This is a genomic window from Halorubrum sp. Ib24 (assembly GCF_002252745.1).
Lineage (GTDB): Archaea > Halobacteriota > Halobacteria > Halobacteriales > Haloferacaceae > Halorubrum.
In genome coordinates, this window is sequence record NZ_NHOX01000045.1 from 66190 (window position 1) to 84307 (window position 18118).

An 18118-nucleotide genomic window follows, 5' to 3' on the forward strand; every position below is an offset into this window, starting at 1 on the left:
TCGTGACCCTCACGCTAGATTATCTTGAGGATGGTCGCGTTGCCACGTGGGCGCTTACAACGGACGGAGTCGTTCGGAAAATCCACGAGGAGTATCGGCCGAGGTTCTTCGTTGGAGACGAGGCAAGTGACCTCTATGGACAAGCCGGCGGTCCCGAGCCGACACCACCACCTCGCGACGGACTCTCAGACGCACTGACCGAACTCCAGTCATTCCTTGACGGACAGAAAGCGGTCGCCGAACTGGATGTGGAGGCACACCGCCAGACATTCCGGACAGAAGCACGGCCACTCCTCCGCATCGACGCCACGTCGATCGAGGCTGTCCGGACGATCGCGAAGCGGATCCGCCAGTTCGCCAAGCCGGATGTATACACCTGCTACAACGTTGATTTCACGCGCCAACTACGATACTGTCTTGAAACAGACACGCCGGCCGGGCCCGACCGCTCGGTCCGTTATCTCCGGACGCTGCACCTCGAGTTCCCCAGTCATGAATCGGGGATTGAGTCGTTACCGCAACTCACTCTCGAGGACGAGCGGGTTGGGTCGTCACCGCGCGAAGTTGTCGCGGGCGTCCAGCAGGCTATCGACAAGCGCGACCCGGACGTGCTGGTCATGTCGACCGCTGACCTCGTCCCATTACTGTTCGAGGCAGCCGATGCGTATGGCATCGATCTTGAACTCGGACGGCGGCCGGGGTACACCAAACTCGCTAGCGAGTCGACGTACACTTCGTACGGGAACGTCGGCCACTCGCCGGCCCGGTACACCGTTCCCGGGCGCGTCATCATCGACGAGTCGAACTCATTCTTCTATCACGAGTCGGGACTGGATGGATGCCTCGACCTCGTTGCGCGCTCCGGGTTGCCGCTGGAAGAGCTCGGATGGGCGTCTATCGGCCGGGTGTTGACGGCCATGCAGATCCGAGAGGCCCGGAGCCGTGACGTGCTCGTTCCATGGCGGGCGTGGCGCCCGGAACTGTTCAAAACGGCATCAACGCTCGATGACGCCGACCGCGGTGGGACGACCTTCGCCCCCGACGTCGGCGTCCACGAGGACGTTCACGAACTCGACTTCGCGTCGTTGTACCCCAACATCATCCGGACGCGAAATATTTCGCCTGAGACCGTTCGATGCGGATGTTGTGATACCGACGATGTGCCGGGGCTCGAATACTCAATCTGCGAGCATGACGGGTATCTACCCGACGTGCTCGGGCCGCTTATCGACGCGCGGAGCAACATCAAAGACCAGATTCCAAATACCGACGGCGACGAGCGGAAGCGGTTGGAAGCTGCCTCCTCGGCGATCAAGTGGATCCTCGTGTCCTGCTTCGGGTATCAGGGATTCAGTAACGCCAAGTTCGGACGCATCGAGTGTCATGAAGCGATCAACGCTTACGCTCGCGAGATCCTCCTCAACGCAAAAGCTGCCCTCGAAGAAGCTGGGTGGCACGTCGTCCACGGGATCGTTGATTCGATCTGGGTGACACCCGTAGACAATCGCCAGCAGCGTCCGCTAGAAGAGGTTGCTGAGGAAATAACTGAAGCGGCCGGGATCGAGTTGGAGTACGAGTGCGCATTCGACTGGGTGGCGTTCTGTCCAATGCGAAACTCGGAGTCGGGCGCGTTGACCCGGTACTTCGGGAAGCGACGTGGAGAAGAGTATCCAGAGGTTGGACTCGGCGACGCGATCAAGACGCGCGGCATCGAGGGACGACAGCGCTCAACGCCGGCGTGGGTGGAGGATGTCCAGAACGACGCACTCCGTGTGTTCGACGAGACACGATCGCCGGAGGCGGTGTGTGACGTGCTTCGGCGACGGCTTCAGGAGCTGCGTGGGGGCGAGGTCGATCCCAGCAAACTCGTTGTCGACAATCGCTTGTCGAAGGACGTGGACGACTACTCAATGGAGACGCTTACTGTGGCCGCACTGAAACGGACGCAGATTGAGGGCGCGGGGGTGGCACCGGGGCAGACCGTCCGATACGTTGTGGTTGATGCAGACGCACGCGGCGCTGGACGTGTCCGACTGGAGTTTGAGGAGTTCGGACGCTATGATGCCAGATGGTACGAAGAGGCGGCCGTGCGCGCCGTCGAGAGCGTGTTAGCCCCTGTAGGGTGGCGCGAAGGGAAGATCAAGCAGTACCTCGACGGCGCGCGCGACGAGACATTAGCGGGATATTGAAGACAAATAACTGAGACCCAGCTCTGTTGAAATCTCAAGAGCTGATAGGACCGGCGTGCGAGATACAGAGCGCATGTCCATCACCGTATCAATTAGTCGTTGCAGATAAAGAGCGATGTATGCGGATTCCAAATGAGGACGTGGATCCAGACGATATTGGACCAAGCGCTAACCTGCGTGGGAAAGACCTCGGAAGGGCTGATCTTGCTGGTGCCAACCTCAGAGAGGCTAATCTTGCTGGTGCCGACCTCGGAGATGCTGATCTCACCGATGCCAACCTCAGAAATGCCGTTTTCCACGGAGCGAGTCTTCTTAGATCTGATCTGACAGATGCGAATCTATCTTACCGCTCTTGGACTCGGTCTCGGGACTGTGTTTTACCTGTATTTCGAAGACCAACTCGGAACGAACACCTGAACGGTCAACGCGCCTTCTCCTTGAACTGGTTGTAGACCTCCCATTTCTGAGTCTCTTCACGTAGTTCTGGAATCGTGTCAGGGGCCGACCAGCAAGTAGCAAGGATCCGGTTGAACCGGAATAGCAACTCACCAATAGCTTCCAAGTCCTTGAATTCGTAATGAATAGTCAACTTGGAGTGGTGGCCGTAATAATCGAGTCTGGCGTCTAAATCCTCATAGAGCGGATGTTTGTGGAAGTCGAGATACTGCAGTTCCTCCTCTCCAAAGTCCAATTCGATTTCCAGCCAGCCCTGAAAACCACTTCTCCCCAGCAACCGGTTCAGCTTGTACAGTACCCCTGTCTTCTCTTTGACTGTGACCTCGCTGATCTGGTACGAAATCTTCTCATGAGCAATCTCCAAGTCCGCCTGTACTGGGTTTCCATACAGATCGAAAAGTAGTTCCTCATAGTCTGATCTTTGACGGAGCAGTTGCTTCTGCTCGGTTTCAAATATTGGCAGACAGAACTCTTTCCCAACCAAGGTATCCTCTAACTCGTCTTCCAATTCAGATTGATATCGAAGCCGTCGGTATCCTTCCTTCAATTGGTCCATTTTCTTAGCAGAAAATTCTGACTGGTCGGGTAAGTATCTTGTCGCATTCCTATCGGAATAAATTCGTGTGCGTCGCTTTCGCTCGTGAATCCTCTACAAGTAGGCTGAGACGATAGAACGCCCAAACAGAATACTTTCGATCACTCGGCGTAGCCGAACGACTCACCGGATACCGTGAGTTCGTCAGCACGGCGAGGTTCGTATTCCCGCGCGTTGCTTTCCATGTCAAACCATGTCACATCCACGAGGGCCTGTGGGACAAACATATTCGTGAACTTTGCACCTCCTGAAGCCGCGCCTCCAACGTGTTCCCGAATCCGTTTGGGAACATCACTGGCATACCCGACATAGTACAACCGCTCGGAGTTATTTAGGGCGTCTGCAGCCCGCTCAAGCTTTGATAACCGGTTCCCAGCATCCACTTTCTCCCAAACCTCTGTACGCAATGATTGCACCCGAAAATCTTCTTCGCCCGAAACAGGCGGTGTACAATCAAGGACATAGACGCCATGTTCACCATCCGTTTCGGACCGATGGGACAGAATCCACTCATAGAGGGCATATTGATAGAATTTCTCAGCCGGGAGTCGGTCCTCGAATCGTTGGGGAGGAACCGAGTCCCGTACTGGCGGTCCTGAAGCCTCTCGGGCGCACTCACTCTGCGTTTCGGTATCCGAAGATCCTTGTTGAATGGCCGTGATGAGTTCGGCGAGGACCTGTTTGTTCAGACTGGTAATCCCAGCATGCTCTGGGCGGCCTACCTGTTCGGTTAACTCCATTCGCAATACCGTTGCAAGCTGCTTTTTCTTGCTCCAAGATGAAGAATAATTCTCGTGCGTCTGCACCTTGACGAACGGTGACTTATCGACATTTAATTGATCCCAGCATGCCCGCATGAAGTCGTTCCGAAGCGAGTTCGTAATCTCTCCGTTGTACGATTCTCCCAGTTCTTCCGAAAGCAATTCTTTCAGGTCGCTCTTCGGCCGCGATGCCAACCTCTGAACCCGTTCATTCGGGCTACCCATTGTGAAATCATATGACACCACGCACACCGAGTAGAAAAGTCAAACGGGAAACAATATCAAGTGATATTTTGCAAATACTAAATTAGAGATAACTGTGGGAGGGAGTAGTGAAGAGCCGATTCAATCGTACTCGTAGGCCCTGACGATAGAACGCCCACATCATCACTGTGCCGTATCCTCAGCAAAATACAGTGGTAAATCTATCCTCTGTATTCAGCACAGTCGCAAGAACATATCACTGATTTAGTATTTCAACAGAGCCAGAAATTCTTTTCTCGATTTCAATAGAGATTCCTCTATAATTGGGAACTGTCCTCTCTATATTGTCTGAATCGAATCTTACGAGAACTCTGGACGCTTTGCATACGTGATCGGATCGCGTGATCCAGCGTTCCGGAACGCTTCGAGCCGGAACGCACACGCGTCGCATGTTCCACACGCTGGCTCATCGTCTCGGTAACACGACCACGTAGTTTCGTACGGGACACCGAGTTCTAACCCACGTTCAGCAATCTCCGTTTTTGACCACTCAACGAACGGGGCCTTCAACTCGATCTCTGTCTCCGGCTTCGTGCCAACATCGATTACGTTCTGAAAGGCGTCGAAAAAGGCCGGGCGACAGTCAGGGTACCCGGAGAAGTCCTCGGAATGTGCGCCGATGAACAGCGCCTCCGAATCAGTCGCCTCCGCGTACGATGTCGCCATCGACAACAGATTCGCATTCCGGAAGGGAACGTACGATGTCGGGATCTCGTCACTCTCAAGATCCGCATCAGCCACGTCCATCTCTTCGTCCGTCAGACTCGACGCACCGATTTGAGCGAGGTGACCTGTTTCAATATGGAGGAAGTCAGCTGCACCGACCTCATCAGCGAGTGCTTGTGCGCACTCGAACTCCTTGTCTTCCGTACGCTGACCGTACGACGTGTGCAGGAAGTACGGCTCGTACCCCTGCTCCATCGCCTCGTATACAGCCGTCGCACTATCCATCCCTCCAGACACCAGAATTACTGCGCTATCGTTACTCATGTGTTGTTAGTCTCGCTAAAGCTGTGTTCACTCTGTTCACCGCACTGCGTGCAACGACTCCAACATGGTGTGGGCGTCGCGTTGCTTCGTCTGAGATGTTGGGTGCAGTTCTCATGTACCCGGTGCGTCATTCCACAGGTCCACGTGTAGCCGTGGCGTGTATCGATACCCGTGTTCCATCGCTAACTCGGCGACTTCACTCCGCGTCCCGTCGAGTTGCTCCCGCGTCATGCCTTCCGGCATCAACAACACGTCATCATCCGCCACCGTCGTCGCCGTCGCCGCCCTCACCCGCTCAACTAGCCCCGTAATCTCCGGCAGATCCGACTCATCCGTCACGACGAACTTCAGTTGCGTCTCGTATGCATCCACCATGCGGGACAACGCGTCCATGTCAATCCGATTCTCTTCGTGTTTCTCCTCCCATTCGCCGTCGCCTTTCGGGTCACGATCCGGCGTCGGCGTGCTGCTCGCCAGTTTCGGACTGATACTCGCCAGATCGATCGGCGCATCCCGGTAAATCGTCCCGTTCGTCTCCACCGTCGTGTGATACCCTTCCGCAGCGAGTCGTTCGAGGAGCTCAACGGACTCCTCGTGGATGAGCGGCTCCCCGCCCGTCAGCACAACATGGCTAGCCTGCTCGTGCGACTGGACTTCCTCCACGATCGAGTCGACGTCGCGCCACGCTCCGGTCGGCTCCCATGACGTGTGGTACGAATCACAGAACCAACACCGTAGGTTACACCCAGACGTCCGCACAAAGACGGAGGGCACGCCAGCAAGCGTTCCCTCACCCTGCAACGAGTAGAACACCTCGTTGATCGGGAGCCCTTCACCAGCCGCGTCAGCGTCCGTTGTGGGCTCCTCGACGTCACTTGCGACCGGCATTAGTAGGTCGCACAGAGCTCGCCGGTTTCGCTCACCGACACCGACACGTCTGAGACGGTGTCTGGGAACGCGTCGAGCATGCGTTGTTCGAGCAGGACGCTCATCACCTCCGCCGTCGGTGGGTGATCCAAAACGACGAGCGCGTCGCCGTCGCGGGACGCCTCAAACGCGTCAACGAGCGGATCGCCCTCCTCAACGAGGAACCGATGGTCCCACGCGTCGATGACGTCTGTGACGTCGCCCTTGTCGACGACCCACCCTTCCTCGGTGAGTTCGCCGGTCACTTCGACGGTGATCTCGTAGTTGTGGCCGTGTGGCCGCGAGCACTTCCCGTCGTGATGCAGGATTCGATGGCCCGAGCTGATCCGAATCGGGTTGTCTGCGCCGATTTGGAGTGTTCGTTGGCCTGCTTCCTGAAGCACATCTGCTTCGGACTCGTCTTTTGATATACTTCGGGCCATACTCGAAGAATATCCGGGGAATATATAAATATTGAGTTTCGATAGTCCCTCGATGGAACAGCACCAACACTCACGAGCGTCTCTCCGTCGACTCTCTCGTTGTCCACCGGTACCCACCCCAGCTGAGCCGCGACACAGCATCGTACGCAGTTGTACGTTCACAGACAGTGGTGATAGCTAATGGAGACTGAGGACACTCGCGCGATCTTCACCGCTGTGTTCGCCGGCTCAATTGTCCTCGCAAACGTCCTTGCAGCGAAACTCACGTGGATCGAACTGCCGGGACTTGGCGGTGTTGCCGTCCCTGCCGGGTTCGTTGCGTTCGGCGTCGCGTACCTCGCTTCAGACCTTCTCGTCGAATATCACGGGAAAGAGTACGCTGCGACTGTGGTCAACGGAACTGTCGTCACGCTCGTCATCGCGTACGCGCTCGTATTCCTCGCAATCTGGATGCCATCCGCTCCGTTCTACGGTGGGCAAGAAGCGTTCGTTTCGACGCTTGGAGGCTCCGCATCGATCATCCTCGCATCAGTCGTCGCGCTCGCGTTCGCCCAACATCTTGATGTTCGATTATTCGCCAATCTAAAAAGTCGTACTGCTGGCCGTCATCGTTGGCTCCGGAACTGCGGTTCCACTGCAGTCAGTCAAGGGGTGGATACGATCGTGTTCATCACGCTCGGTTTCGCCATCTTTCCGGCACTTGGGCTTGGTGGGGACCCAACATGGGGCTGGGCGCTCGTGTCGATCGTCACCGGGCAGTATATTGTGAAACTATTCGTGGCAATTCTTGATACACTACCCTTCTACGCTGTTACAGAGGTTGTGAAACAACCCAGCTAATCTTTTGGCGGACATTGGGATCAATGGCTCTGTTGAAATCCTATTCCTCGTATATTTTGTCTGAAACAGTCAATCGGTAGACGTGCATGTCCCACCGTGCTTTCGCTCAGACAGCACTGTTTCATGATAAAGCGGTTTTGAAAAGTCCGACACTGATAGCTAAAAATACAGCAATTAGGAATAGTGGAATGAATATATCTCCGGCTACGCTTGGATCATAACCTAAGAATGCAAGAACGATCGCTACTACAACCAGTGCGCCTACAAGTAAGGTGGCTAACAGAGTTCCGATGTTCTCAGTCACACTGCCACCACTGAAAGTAGATTATTCAGCCACTGAGGGAATTCGCAGACCAACCATTGCCCTAATTGGAATACGAAGTTATCAACGAATGGTCCGTCTATTGTCTCACACACCATCTGTGGGAAATATATTATCAATTTATAAATGTTTTCTGGGTAATCTGTGGTGATTTCGGTTATATTTCGGCCTTGACGAGTCTCGAAAATACAGACTGGGAAAAAAGATACATTGCTGATCGATTCAGTTTGTAAGTCAACTGTACCTTGCAAAACGTCTTCATAGGTGTCGAGTAGTTCGTCCGGCTAAGCGGGACGTGAGTTCCCCTTATTGAGCGAATAAACAGAATGTAGTAGACGATGAGAACCGTTCTATGAACCCTCAAAAGAGGCTATCTTAGGTTGTCTCTAGTTTTTGCCGTGTCACTTTGATCTCTCCGTCGATCACGGTCAGCAATTCGGCACTTGGTTGAAGGGCATCGTGCTCGGATCCTACCCGCGTAGTCGAACCACCGGAGAGCGCATAGGTATCGCCAATCTGCTTCGTATCTCGAGCATGTATGTGACCGGAAATGATGACATCAAGTGGAACATTACTTGCGTCACGTATTCCACGAATATCACAATCCGGTTCGCTTGTCGGAGAGAAGGCCTCTACCGATTGGTGAACGCAAAGTATCGTTACAACCCCTTCGGAAGCCGGTTCGAGATCGACGACCGTGTCGCTCCACTTGGTCCGATAGTCGATACCATAGATCGCGACAGCGTCATTGATAAGTTCGTATCGGGGACCGAGGTGGAGCGCGAGTCCGTTGTCAATAAATTCCTCCATCACTCTTCGTCCGGCGTCACGTTCATGATTTCCGTAAATGAAGTAGAACGGTATCCCGTTACTCGCGAGTTTGACCAGCTCTCTCCGGCATGTCTCGATGTCGTCCTCACTGATCCCATCTCCGGGATTGTGGAACAGATCTCCGCCATGGACGACGGCGTCTACCCGTTGCTCAATTGCCGACGCGATCGCGGCCTTGATCCCGCGCTCGGGTGTGACTGACCATCTCTTTCCTCCATACGTGTGGATCTGCTTTCCAAGGTGGCTGTCGGTGAGATACAGAATCGTCGCCTCTCGTGAATTCCGTTCGGAACCAAGATGATCGATACGGAGTTTCGACGCTCCGTGCAGAATCTTTCCGTTTGGCCAGACGTTCGCCGTGACGCCACTGAGTTCGTACCAATGACCAACCTGCCAGTCATATTCGCTTCCATGCTTCGACTTTTCCCAGACGACGAATCGAAAGCGCGTCCCGTTCCTATCCTCGACGTCGAGTTCGTAGGCCCGGTTCTCGACGTTTGAACGTTTACAGGATCGGACCCGGATGACGATCTGATGTGTTCCGCTATCCGTGAGATCCTCATAGACGGTGGCTGGCACGAAATCCCTCAGCACGTAGTCAATAATAAATCATCCTACAGACGTGAGTAGAATTGCTATAATATACATTATCTGATGTGATGAAACCCTCCGGCATTCCCTCGGGATTCGTCAGACCCTCCAAGTGTAAACTCAGGAGCTGGTTCTGTGCTCATATCACACCTTGTAGGAGCCAACGGGCGCAGTCTATCTGTAAACGACGCTCGTGATCCCTGCTCCGACTGGAGGCGCTCCGTCACGAGGGGTCGTACAGTCAGATTTCTTGATGGAAGCCTTCATTCAGCCAACAGAGTGGCTAACTCACCTCAAAGGAAGGTAAATGATCTAAGTATCAGATCACCGAATGAGTTAGTAGCAAAGACGAGAACAAGTGGATGCGTGCAAATAATTCAGTCACCGTCGTATAGAGAACTAGCCGACTTCGTGTCCAATGCACATGCTGCCAATGATCTCGTGACTGTCTACGCCACCTGTAGAGTCGAATTTACTGGTAATAGAGAGGGTACAATCGGTGAAGGCGATCGAGTAATTATTTGTAAAAAGGACGGCTCCGTCGTTGTTCATCGCCCAACGTCCGCACGCGCTGTTGCTTCACAGGGAGTTCGAAGTTCTCTAGAAACGGTTGTTCTGGATGACTGTGTCCGGATATATAGTGCGAGGAATCAACATGAGACGATCCGGGTGGACATCACTGACGCATCAGGTGCCGTACGTCAAGGTCTGACAGATAACGCTACGTTACAAGAGAATCGAACAGAGCAACAAATGCATCGGGCGATACAATCGAACCCGGACTCAATAGAAGACGGACTCCGAATTATAGAACACGAACGAAAAATTCCGCATGGGCGAATCGATTTCTTTGCGAAAGATATCGACGGCAATCCGGTCGTTATTGAGATAAAGCAACCGACTGCGAGATATCCTCATGTCGATCAACTGCAACGATATGTTTCGTATTTTCGGGAGTCAACAGAATCACACGTCAGAGGCATACTGGTCGCACCCTCAATTGATGCGACAGTAGAGAGACTACTGCGGGAGCAGAATCTGGAATGGGTTGAGTTTGGAGAATATCAGCGAAGATCCACACCACCGGGACAAACTTCCGTTGATGAATGGCACGATTGAGAAATACGTCTGCATCTCTTGAATGTATCTTCAATTATGTTTTCACATACTACGCTCTGGGATCCACATCTGTGATTTATTTTCCTTCGAGAAGTCCAAATCCTCGAGTTTATCCAACCCTCTGGATGTAAGGAGACCGGTGTGGAAGAGCACTGCCTTATATTGGAACAGCGTATTTGTATGGTAATTTACTTCTTGATCAAATACCTCTAGCCGCATCTCTCGGTCACGTAGAGCGGCACGTCGCGTCTCAGGGTCCGTACTGAGAAACAAATCAATAGCGAACTCCGGACGGCGTTTTGCGAGCTGTTTTGCGACTTGGTCGACGCGGAATTGTTGAGATCCCTCTGCAGCGATATCGTCTAAAACGTGTAACAACTCCTGTGTCGGTGGGTACTGTAGGATCGCATCCCGTGCTACAATTCCCATTGCTGGCTCGGCGTCGATCAGACGCTCCCGGGAACCATAATATTCGTCGACCTTCTCTAGTGCGGCCAGCAGATCACCATAGCAATACGAGAGCGTCCGAACAGATTCTGTTCCCTTCGGTGTAAGTGTCGGTTCGGCACCAGCGGTTACGACTAGCCCTAGTGCTTCCGCATCCAATCGTGCATGGGACGCTGTCCCGATAACGTACTCCTCGCACAGCCTATTCGCGTCGCCATCGGCAGCAACTGCAAGCGCATACCCGAGCGCGTTTTTCGGGTGGTTCTTCTTCAGTTTCGACGGAACGTCACCTCCGATCCGGGCATGGAATCGAACCGTCTCGGTGGAGGGAGTTGTCGAGGCACCAACCGCTCGTGGTTTCTTGGTGACCTCGACATCTCCAGTCGCATCGATCATGAGGAGTCCGACATCGAGTTCTCCAGCTAAACGACGGTGGATCGGTTCCACGCTGTTCTTCGGGACAGCTGCGAATCCGAGGTTGACCTCGTCGAGATGTGCGTGTGCCTGTGTGATTGCCTCTGCGACGTTAACGGAACCACCGGAGTGGCCTTTCGCTTCGATAACGGACAACAACGGAGCGAGAACCTGTTCCGTACTCGTTTCAAACGCGTTCGGGTTCGGTGCGGCCACGAGTGCATCCGGACGTCCTGCTGAGAGGTTCAGCGCGTTAATCGGTGAGAGTCTCTCGATGGTTTCGTCGTTGACCTCAGTCCCTCCCCATTGGTTTGCGAGAAACTGTGCATCGACGATTGCGTAACCGTGCTCCGTACTGTCGGTGACGAGATAATCTTTCGCTGCCGCCAGTACGAGCGGTTCGATCATCTACCTCTCCGACGATCTCGACGGAGGATAATGATTGGGGTCAGGAGGTTCTGACAAATTGGAGCCTTGTCTTCTGTGATGAGTTATGTCTCTCCCAATACCGAGTGGGATTTATTAGCAATCGAAGTGACACCTGAATCATGGTCTCTAATGATGCCCTGCTGATGTATGAGACGGACAAACGGAAGCCTCTCGACAAGGACCGAGAGCGTACGTTCCATCGGGGCTGGGAAGATGCGATAGAGGAAGGGTCGTATTCCGAAGGAACGTTCAACAAACTGAGTTGGCAAAATCTCGGTAATCGATTTGGTTTCCTCTTTGGAGATGTACCAGTAGAAATGCTAGATGAATTGATGTTTTGGGCAGAACGTCAGCGTCGACTCAGTTAAACAGAATTTTATTACTGTGTTCCATGGAACTCGGGCCGTGCTGGGCAGTTCCATCGGACGTCACACTCGGCACACGTACCCTCCGAGGGTCGCTCGGCTTCCGTGATGTCGAACCAATCATCGGACTCACGAGCGGATTCGATCTCTTTCACCGTCCGTTCGAATTCACCGATCGCCCCTTCGACATTGCCTTCCTCGAACTTGATCTCGAAGATCGCACTGTCACGAGATTCCTCGCCGAGGAAATAGATGACGCCGCGTTCCGGATACTCGCCACTCCGGTATCGATATAGCTCAGCGTAAGTAAACAACTGCGCTCGATAGTCTTCTAGTTCCTCGCCAGTCGGACGTTGTCCGGCTTTGTAATCCCAGATCTCGTGGGCATCCCCGTCACCTGCCAACACGTCTACGACCCCTTCGATGATGAACTCATCACGATTGCTCTGAAGCCGATACTCCGTATCAACGACACGCGGATACAGCCAGTCCCCCTCACGGCGGTTAAACCGTTGAATGTACTTGAGGGCAGTCTCCTCAGCCTCTTCGCTCATCGGATAGATGTTCCGAGCTTTCAGTGCCTCTGCGACTTCGCCGAAGTACTCGGCCATCTCGTCATCCGATGGCACATTTCCACCGTCCACTCCGGAAAGTTCACCAGCATAGTGACGGTGTGCGGTATCGAGCGTTTCGTGAACGACACGACCGAAAAACAGCTGTGTAACGTGATTCGGAGTGAATCCAAGTTCATTATAGTACCCGTATTGCCGTCGGCACCGTCGATACGCCAGCACGTCACCCGTGATACTGTACCGTCGCTTCAGATCAGTCTCATCAAGTGGACCGACGCTCTCGTTAGCGCTCGCGAAGAAGTCGTCCGCTGTTTCGAGCTTGCGCTCGTTGGAGAACCACTCCTCAGTGAGCGGAGCACCCGACTTATCGTATCCGAGTGAGAGCTCAGTCGTGGAGTCCTCGGATCCCAGAAGGACCAGATCCTCTTCTGCCCGCGAGTATGAGACGTAAAAACGCCGTATCTCGTCTCGTTTAGCCCGACTTTCACCGTCTCCCGTTGGTTGGATGTCGGCGTAAGGCATGAGTTCGTTCTCCAGCCAATACGTGCCGCTCATCCATGGCTCCGAATCAAGGTCACACGCAAAGACGACAGGGAACTCCAGCCCCTTCGCTTGGTGTGTCGTCATCACTTGGACAAACCCGGCAGGGAGCTGGTCGTGAGGATCTTCCGGTTCGTCGAAATCTGAGGCGTCGAGATACCCACAGAACGTGTAGTAGAACGATCCAAGAAATCGTGTTGAGACCGACTCGGTCCACGACGACTTGTACAGATATCCAGCACCGCTTACACTCGCGAACGAATCGAATAGGTTCGTGAGTTGTCCGAGCCGTCGCCCTCTGTCGGGACGTTCCGACTCTTCGATCCAGCTTTGGAAGGGTTCGAACGAGAGGACCTGATACAGTAACTCGAGAAGTGTGTATCCAAACGACTCCTCTTCATCTGTCTCTCGAAGCTCCCGTTGTTGACTCTCTATGAACTCATCGAGTTCGGTTGCATCGTACTCGTCGACGTAGTCATCGACTGCGTGTGCCCAGTCTTCGATCTGATCTCTAACGCCACCGCGGACCTGAACATTACCTGCGTCAGCCCCCTCGAACGCGGGATCGATACACCGAATGACGGAGCCGAGAGCAAATCTAACCTCAGGATGGTCGAGGAACGCCTTATTCCGCGGATTGTAGACGGGGATGTCCCGCTCACGAAGTGCCTTGACGTACTGGCCTGCCCACTTATCGTTCTCTTTCGTACTCTTGAACAAGAACGCGACTTGACTATAGTCCTCGATATACTCCTCCTCGTACATCTGTTTCACGAGATCAGCTGCACGGCCTGCCGTCGTCGATGTATTCTGCGCTTCTAACAGCCGAACACTAGTCGTCGAGTCCGTATCGGAGCGGCCGACCAACATCGACTGTTTGCCGGGTGCACGCGCGTTCTCCTGATTCATTAGTGGATATTCTCCGATGTAGCGGTTACACCACGAGACGATGTCATCTGTCGAGCGGTAGTTCGTCCGCAGTTGGAGGGTTTCGACTGACGTTCCGAGCCTTCGCTCGAACCGATCCGGGAAACGGATGAGACATTCGACGGTTCCACCACGAAAACGGTACAGTGCTTGGTCGTCGTCACCGACCACGGTGACGTTTGGCTGATCGAGCCGATCGGCGAGCTCGAAGTAGAGTTCCTGTTGAAGAGGATTTGTGTCCTGATACTCGTCTACAAGGATGTGCTCAAGAGGCGGACGTTCGCGCTCAGGTTCACCATCGATGAACCGCTGACCACTCTCGCTGCCGATGAAATCAATGAACCGCTCAAGGAGCCTAGCGAAGTCACACCGACGATACTCTCTGAGCGTGTCTCGGTATCGTTCAAATCCCTCAGCAGCAGCTCGCCATGCTGGATCATCTGACGTTGCCAACTCGGTCGCATCGGTACGGTACTGTGAAAGCCGATTGAAAATCTCTGCTGCTAGTTCCGTCGCACCCCATTTGTTCGGTGGATATCCTTGGTGCCACGGAAGTCGTAATGGGTTGAAGGACTCCCAGACCTCGTCTATCTCGTCATCTGAAAGGGCGTCCCAATCCTCCGCGTCACCGGCTTCTCGGAGAACTGAAATGAAGTCACAGTGATCGTACATGAAGAGTTGCTGTGCATCCCCATCGAGCAGTTCAACGTTAGAGTAATCCTCATATCGATACTCCTGCATGATGTCTTTACAGAGCGAGTGCAGCGTTCCGGTTCGGATTTTGTTCACGTCAACGGCATTCTCGAAACCGAGCCGGGCGAGTCGGTCTGCGATTCGCTCTTCCAAGTTCTGGGCTGCTTTCTCTGTGAACGTAGTTAAAAGAATACTCCGAGGTTGGACTTCGTCGACTAACAACAGTTTTAGCGTACGGCAAATCAGGACTTCCGTTTTCCCACTTCCCGGGCCGGCCGTAACGTGTAACGGACCGCTTCCATGCCGAATAGCTTGTTCTTGTGGGTCGTTGAACTCCCAATCCGGGTCGTCAAATCTCTCTCGATTGGCCTCTTCAAGGCGGGAAACAAAATTGGACTCAGTAAGCGGAGGGATAGTCATTAGATTGTTAAATTCACTCCAGTTACAAAGTAGTAGTGTAGCGAATGAGTTCTCAAAAGCGATCCACAGAATGGAACAATTAGCTCTCGTTCATTTGAAGAGAACATCTCCGTGCTGCCATCGGATTCAACAAACCAGATTGATACTAATTGATTCAGTTTACTCGGCCAGTACACGGTGTTCTGGCTCTGTTGAAATCCTCAGCAGGAGACATGTTTTGGACTGATCCGGTCAGTACAGGGTACTCACGGATCGCTCTTTTACTCCTCAACAGAATAATGAGGGTGGCCCACATTTTCAGGAATAGTTCAAGAAGCTGATGATAGACCAGCTTACCCGGCGCTCTGCGCTCGCCTTGAGTTCTACAGCCGCTGTTGGCCTAGTTGGCTGTCTCACCACTGGAACCAACAGATCTACGTCAAGCTCGCTCGGTGATCTCCCTCCTTCGGGACAGCCCGCGACCGAACCGCAACAGTTCCAGTACGATGCGCAAAACACGAGTGTGACAGGGCGGGGACCGCCGACGGATGGGTCTCTACGTTGGCGAGTACGCCGAGACGAGTTAGGCTCGAACGAGGAGATGATCGACGGCCTTGCAGCCCGTGACGATCAGTTACTTGTAGCAACGCGAGAGGCAGTCCATTCGCTCGATCCAAGTGGCGGGACCGAACACTGGCGCACAGAGACAGGGGATGGCGACGGTACTCGTGCAGTCACGCCCGCCCTCTCAGCTGATACTGCATACGTCTCCTCGAACCAAAAAAATGGGAGTGGCCTCAGCGCACTCGACCTGACAGATGGGAGCGAGCGATGGCGACTGGATTCGATCGTCTCGGTTACGTCAAGCCCGACTCTTGTTGAGGAGACGGTGTATCTCTCCGTCCTCGAAGAACGCGAGTCTCGGGGAGGGGCGATCATCGCCGTCGATACCGTTGATGGAGATGTCCGCTGGCGGTTTCCAACGGCACAGATGCCACCGACGCCAGCAGTTGCCGATGGGACAGTCTACGTCGGTGGTGGTAACGACGGTATCGTGTACGCACTCGATACAGAAACAGGTGAGACACGCTGGGAATTTTCGGCACAGGACCGGATGCGATTACCGCCGACAGTCGTCGATGGGACGGTTTACATCCCCTCTAGTTTCGCTCAGCGGGTGTATGCACTCGATGCGGCTGACGGCACAGAAGAGTGGGGCGTGGACATGAGTGTAAGTGCATCAGTCGCAGCAACTGCCGAGTCTGTGTACGTTCCCGCGATGAACGAGATCACGATCCTCGATAGTGACGACGGATCGGAGCAGTGGACAGGAACCCTCAGTGAGAATACGCTGGGCAGTGCGCCAGTGGTTGCCGGTGAAACACTTCTCGTGCCGGGTGATCGTGCAGTGTGTCTGGATCTGACAGACGGGACGTACCTCTGGGAGCAAACAGTCGAAGAAGGTGCCGTTGGGCACGAGAGAAAACGCGCCATCTCGTGTGAACCAGTCGTTACAAATGACGGTGTCTTTCTCGGAACCGCAGTAGGTGATATCTATGCGATTGGCATGTGAGCAGCGCAGTTCTGCACTCATGGTCGAGACCTAAGAGACGGATCCGTTGGTACGCAGTACCTCCCGCTCCCCCCTGTTGTTTTCCTGACAGAGCCAGCTTTCGGGAACCTCTATCGCACGCATCATCCAGTCATTCAGTTCCGCTATGAGGCACGGTTCTTGAAACCAACTCACGATGGTTTCACCGCTTCATTTGCATTCTTCAACAATCGGCTGTTTCACCACACTTTATATCTGAAGAAGAGGATTTCAACAGAGACGGTTGGTCATAAATCCATGAAACATATTCATTTGACAATTACTATTCTACCTATTACCCAAATAATAAATAGATGATCAGAGAGGCGTAACCATGTCTCGAAAGGAGCGAACACCTCAAAACCTCGAAAAAGGGGAGATCTACACTGATCGCGTTAAACGAATCTCTAATAATGGAAATGGGCTGATCAGTTTCAAAAAAAGTTATCTCAATCTTGGACCAATCGATTCAGAGTATGTCGGAGATGTAGTGCGATATGAGTTTCTTGGTGGCAAGGATGCGAGGCTTATTGGAAGGCCACCTAAAAGCCCACTTGAAAACGAATTGTCCAGTAGTAAGAATGAATTGCTGAATGGGAATTTGTAGATATTCGGCTCTATTGAAATCCTCAATAAGTGATATTTTCTGCCCCGGTTGCAGTCAGTACACCCACTCTGAAGACGACACCGCGCTCGGTATTGTCGTCTAGATGACTTTTAGAACAGGCCTTGATTTTGTTTTAATTTTGTTACTGCATCCTCCATTGCTCTGTCCGCATCATCTATTAGATCAAAATTTTTTCCATTAGCACTGTTTTCAGAAACCACTCCAGAAGCAATTCCTTCTCTTGCTCTCCTTAATTTAGCATATGCCTCAATAACCGACTGGCGCTCATCGTTTGAAAGAAGACCTAATTTACCGGCGTTTGCCCTCATTACTGAGTCATAAAGGTACACATCTTTGCTTTCCTGTGCAATGTTAGGCTGAGGCTCAGTATGTTCTAAGTCGGCTATGAATATAGATCGTAGTTTATCCGCTCTCCAACGCTGCCGGAACAAAAATAGAATAATACCAGCGGTTAGTGAGATTAATGTTGCAATCAGGTAATTCAAAATTGTACTTATATTGATAATTGACTGTGAGAGCATATTATGTGTGTGGACATCACACTCAATGAATCTTGTCAGTCAATGTACTTGAGTACGCCCTGTCTCACCTCTCGCAGGAATGCGAAATCCGATCTGGTGCCTGACTCGCCCCTTGTATTTCGCACGCGACTCTGAACATCAGCCAATTCTGACAGAAGTGCCAGCGGTCAATACGCAGTTCTCATTGACCGGCTGTTTCAGGAAATAATATGTCTGAAGAATATCATTTCAACAGAGCAGATGTTTTCCAAACAACCGATGCATCCTAAATAGGATATGAGTTCA

Annotated in this window: 15 protein-coding genes; 5 read left to right on the top strand and 10 right to left on the bottom strand. The window is 53.0% G+C overall.

The genetic code is table 11. The annotated features are described in order from the left end of the window. The first annotated feature begins 2 nt into the window (after nt 1-2). On the top strand, nt 3-2189 hold the full coding sequence (locus DJ82_RS13750; protein WP_094582079.1) for a type B DNA-directed DNA polymerase: 2187 nt from the start codon (nt 3-5) through the stop codon (nt 2187-2189). 119 nt (nt 2190-2308) lie between these two features. Then, entirely contained in the window at nt 2309-2641 is a 333-nt protein-coding gene (locus DJ82_RS15600) for a pentapeptide repeat-containing protein (protein WP_094582080.1), read from the top strand. On the opposite strand, the gene DJ82_RS13760 is transcribed toward DJ82_RS15600, so the two are convergent. The 5 genes from DJ82_RS13760 to DJ82_RS13775 all read right to left on the bottom strand — a co-directional run bounded on the left by DJ82_RS13760 (nt 2611) and on the right by DJ82_RS13775 (nt 6604). Continuing rightward, on the bottom strand, nt 2611-3201 hold the full coding sequence (locus tag DJ82_RS13760) for a hypothetical protein (protein ID WP_094582081.1): 591 nt from the start codon (nt 3199-3201) through the stop codon (nt 2611-2613). The two genes, DJ82_RS15600 and DJ82_RS13760, sit on opposite strands and share 31 nt — an antisense overlap. Before the next feature lie 140 nt (nt 3202-3341). Further along, on the bottom strand, nt 3342-4226 hold the full coding sequence (locus DJ82_RS14660) for a GIY-YIG nuclease family protein (RefSeq protein WP_143420580.1): 885 nt from the start codon (nt 4224-4226) through the stop codon (nt 3342-3344). A 339-nt stretch (nt 4227-4565) separates the two neighbouring features. Continuing rightward, on the bottom strand, nt 4566-5255 hold the full coding sequence (gene queC, locus DJ82_RS13765) for a 7-cyano-7-deazaguanine synthase QueC (RefSeq protein ID WP_094582082.1): 690 nt from the start codon (nt 5253-5255) through the stop codon (nt 4566-4568). Nucleotides 5256-5366: 111 nt separating this feature from the next. After that, a complete protein-coding gene (locus DJ82_RS13770) occupies nt 5367-6143 on the bottom strand; it encodes a 7-carboxy-7-deazaguanine synthase QueE (RefSeq protein WP_094582083.1) in 777 nt (258 codons plus the stop codon). Continuing rightward, nucleotides 6143-6604, bottom strand: a complete 462-nt coding sequence (locus DJ82_RS13775) for a 6-pyruvoyl tetrahydropterin synthase family protein (RefSeq protein WP_094582084.1) — start codon at nt 6602-6604, stop codon at nt 6143-6145. Before DJ82_RS13775 ends, DJ82_RS13770 begins: the two co-directional genes overlap by 1 nt. A gap of 180 nt (nt 6605-6784) precedes the next feature. Here DJ82_RS13775 and DJ82_RS13780 point away from each other — a divergent pair, with 180 nt between their 5' ends. Then, nucleotides 6785-7444 carry a queuosine precursor transporter gene (locus DJ82_RS13780; RefSeq protein WP_094582085.1) on the top strand — a complete coding sequence of 220 codons (660 nt, stop codon included), beginning with the start codon at nt 6785-6787 and terminating at the stop codon, nt 7442-7444. Between the two features lie 121 nt (nt 7445-7565). Here DJ82_RS13780 and DJ82_RS14665 read toward each other — a convergent pair whose 3' ends face one another. Both DJ82_RS14665 and DJ82_RS13785 read right to left on the bottom strand, forming a co-directional pair. Continuing rightward, nucleotides 7566-7748, bottom strand: a complete 183-nt coding sequence (locus DJ82_RS14665; RefSeq protein WP_143420582.1) for a hypothetical protein — start codon at nt 7746-7748, stop codon at nt 7566-7568. Between the two features lie 393 nt (nt 7749-8141). Next, a complete protein-coding gene (locus DJ82_RS13785; RefSeq protein WP_158217314.1) occupies nt 8142-9176 on the bottom strand; it encodes a metallophosphoesterase in 1035 nt (344 codons plus the stop codon). Nucleotides 9177-9629: 453 nt separating this feature from the next. Between DJ82_RS13785 and DJ82_RS15750 the strand changes: the two genes are divergently transcribed. Further along, nucleotides 9630-10307: an endonuclease NucS domain-containing protein gene (locus DJ82_RS15750; RefSeq protein WP_394338204.1), complete on the top strand. Its 678-nt coding sequence runs from the start codon at nt 9630-9632 to the stop codon at nt 10305-10307. A 42-nt stretch (nt 10308-10349) separates the two neighbouring features. Here the strand turns inward: DJ82_RS15750 and DJ82_RS14675 are convergent, their stop codons facing one another. Both DJ82_RS14675 and DJ82_RS13795 read right to left on the bottom strand, forming a co-directional pair. Next, entirely contained in the window at nt 10350-11576 is a 1227-nt protein-coding gene (locus tag DJ82_RS14675; RefSeq protein ID WP_143420586.1) for a hypothetical protein, read from the bottom strand. Between the two features lie 400 nt (nt 11577-11976). After that, nucleotides 11977-15114, bottom strand: coding sequence for an ATP-dependent DNA helicase (locus tag DJ82_RS13795; RefSeq protein WP_094582088.1), 3138 nt, complete (start codon nt 15112-15114; stop codon nt 11977-11979). 319 nt (nt 15115-15433) lie between these two features. On the opposite strand from DJ82_RS13795, the gene DJ82_RS13800 reads away from it, so the two are divergent. Next, a complete protein-coding gene (locus tag DJ82_RS13800; RefSeq protein ID WP_094582089.1) occupies nt 15434-16666 on the top strand; it encodes a PQQ-binding-like beta-propeller repeat protein in 1233 nt (410 codons plus the stop codon). 735 nt (nt 16667-17401) lie between these two features. Here the strand turns inward: DJ82_RS13800 and DJ82_RS14685 are convergent. Beyond that, complete coding sequence (locus DJ82_RS14685) at nt 17402-17833, bottom strand: hypothetical protein (protein WP_143420589.1); 432 nt, start codon at nt 17831-17833, stop codon at nt 17402-17404. Nucleotides 17834-18118 lie beyond the last annotated feature (285 nt).

Excerpts from the sequence above, each read along its gene's own strand:
- DJ82_RS13780 (WP_094582085.1), top strand. The coding sequence starts at position 6,785 with ATGGAGACTGAGGACACTCGCGCGATCTTCACCGCTGTGTTCGCCGGC.
- DJ82_RS14675 (WP_143420586.1), bottom strand. The coding sequence starts at position 11,576 with ATGATCGAACCGCTCGTACTGGCGGCAGCGAAAGATTATCTCGTCACC.
- DJ82_RS13800 (WP_094582089.1), top strand. The coding sequence starts at position 15,434 with ATGATAGACCAGCTTACCCGGCGCTCTGCGCTCGCCTTGAGTTCTACA.
- queC (WP_094582082.1), bottom strand. The coding sequence starts at position 5,255 with ATGAGTAACGATAGCGCAGTAATTCTGGTGTCTGGAGGGATGGATAGT.
- DJ82_RS14685 (WP_143420589.1), bottom strand. The coding sequence starts at position 17,833 with ATGCTCTCACAGTCAATTATCAATATAAGTACAATTTTGAATTACCTG.
- DJ82_RS13770 (WP_094582083.1), bottom strand. The coding sequence starts at position 6,143 with ATGCCGGTCGCAAGTGACGTCGAGGAGCCCACAACGGACGCTGACGCG.
- DJ82_RS14660 (WP_143420580.1), bottom strand. The coding sequence starts at position 4,226 with ATGGGTAGCCCGAATGAACGGGTTCAGAGGTTGGCATCGCGGCCGAAG.
- DJ82_RS13760 (WP_094582081.1), bottom strand. The coding sequence starts at position 3,201 with ATGGACCAATTGAAGGAAGGATACCGACGGCTTCGATATCAATCTGAA.
- DJ82_RS13775 (WP_094582084.1), bottom strand. The coding sequence starts at position 6,604 with ATGGCCCGAAGTATATCAAAAGACGAGTCCGAAGCAGATGTGCTTCAG.
- DJ82_RS15600 (WP_094582080.1), top strand. The coding sequence starts at position 2,309 with ATGCGGATTCCAAATGAGGACGTGGATCCAGACGATATTGGACCAAGC.
- DJ82_RS13795 (WP_094582088.1), bottom strand. The coding sequence starts at position 15,114 with ATGACTATCCCTCCGCTTACTGAGTCCAATTTTGTTTCCCGCCTTGAA.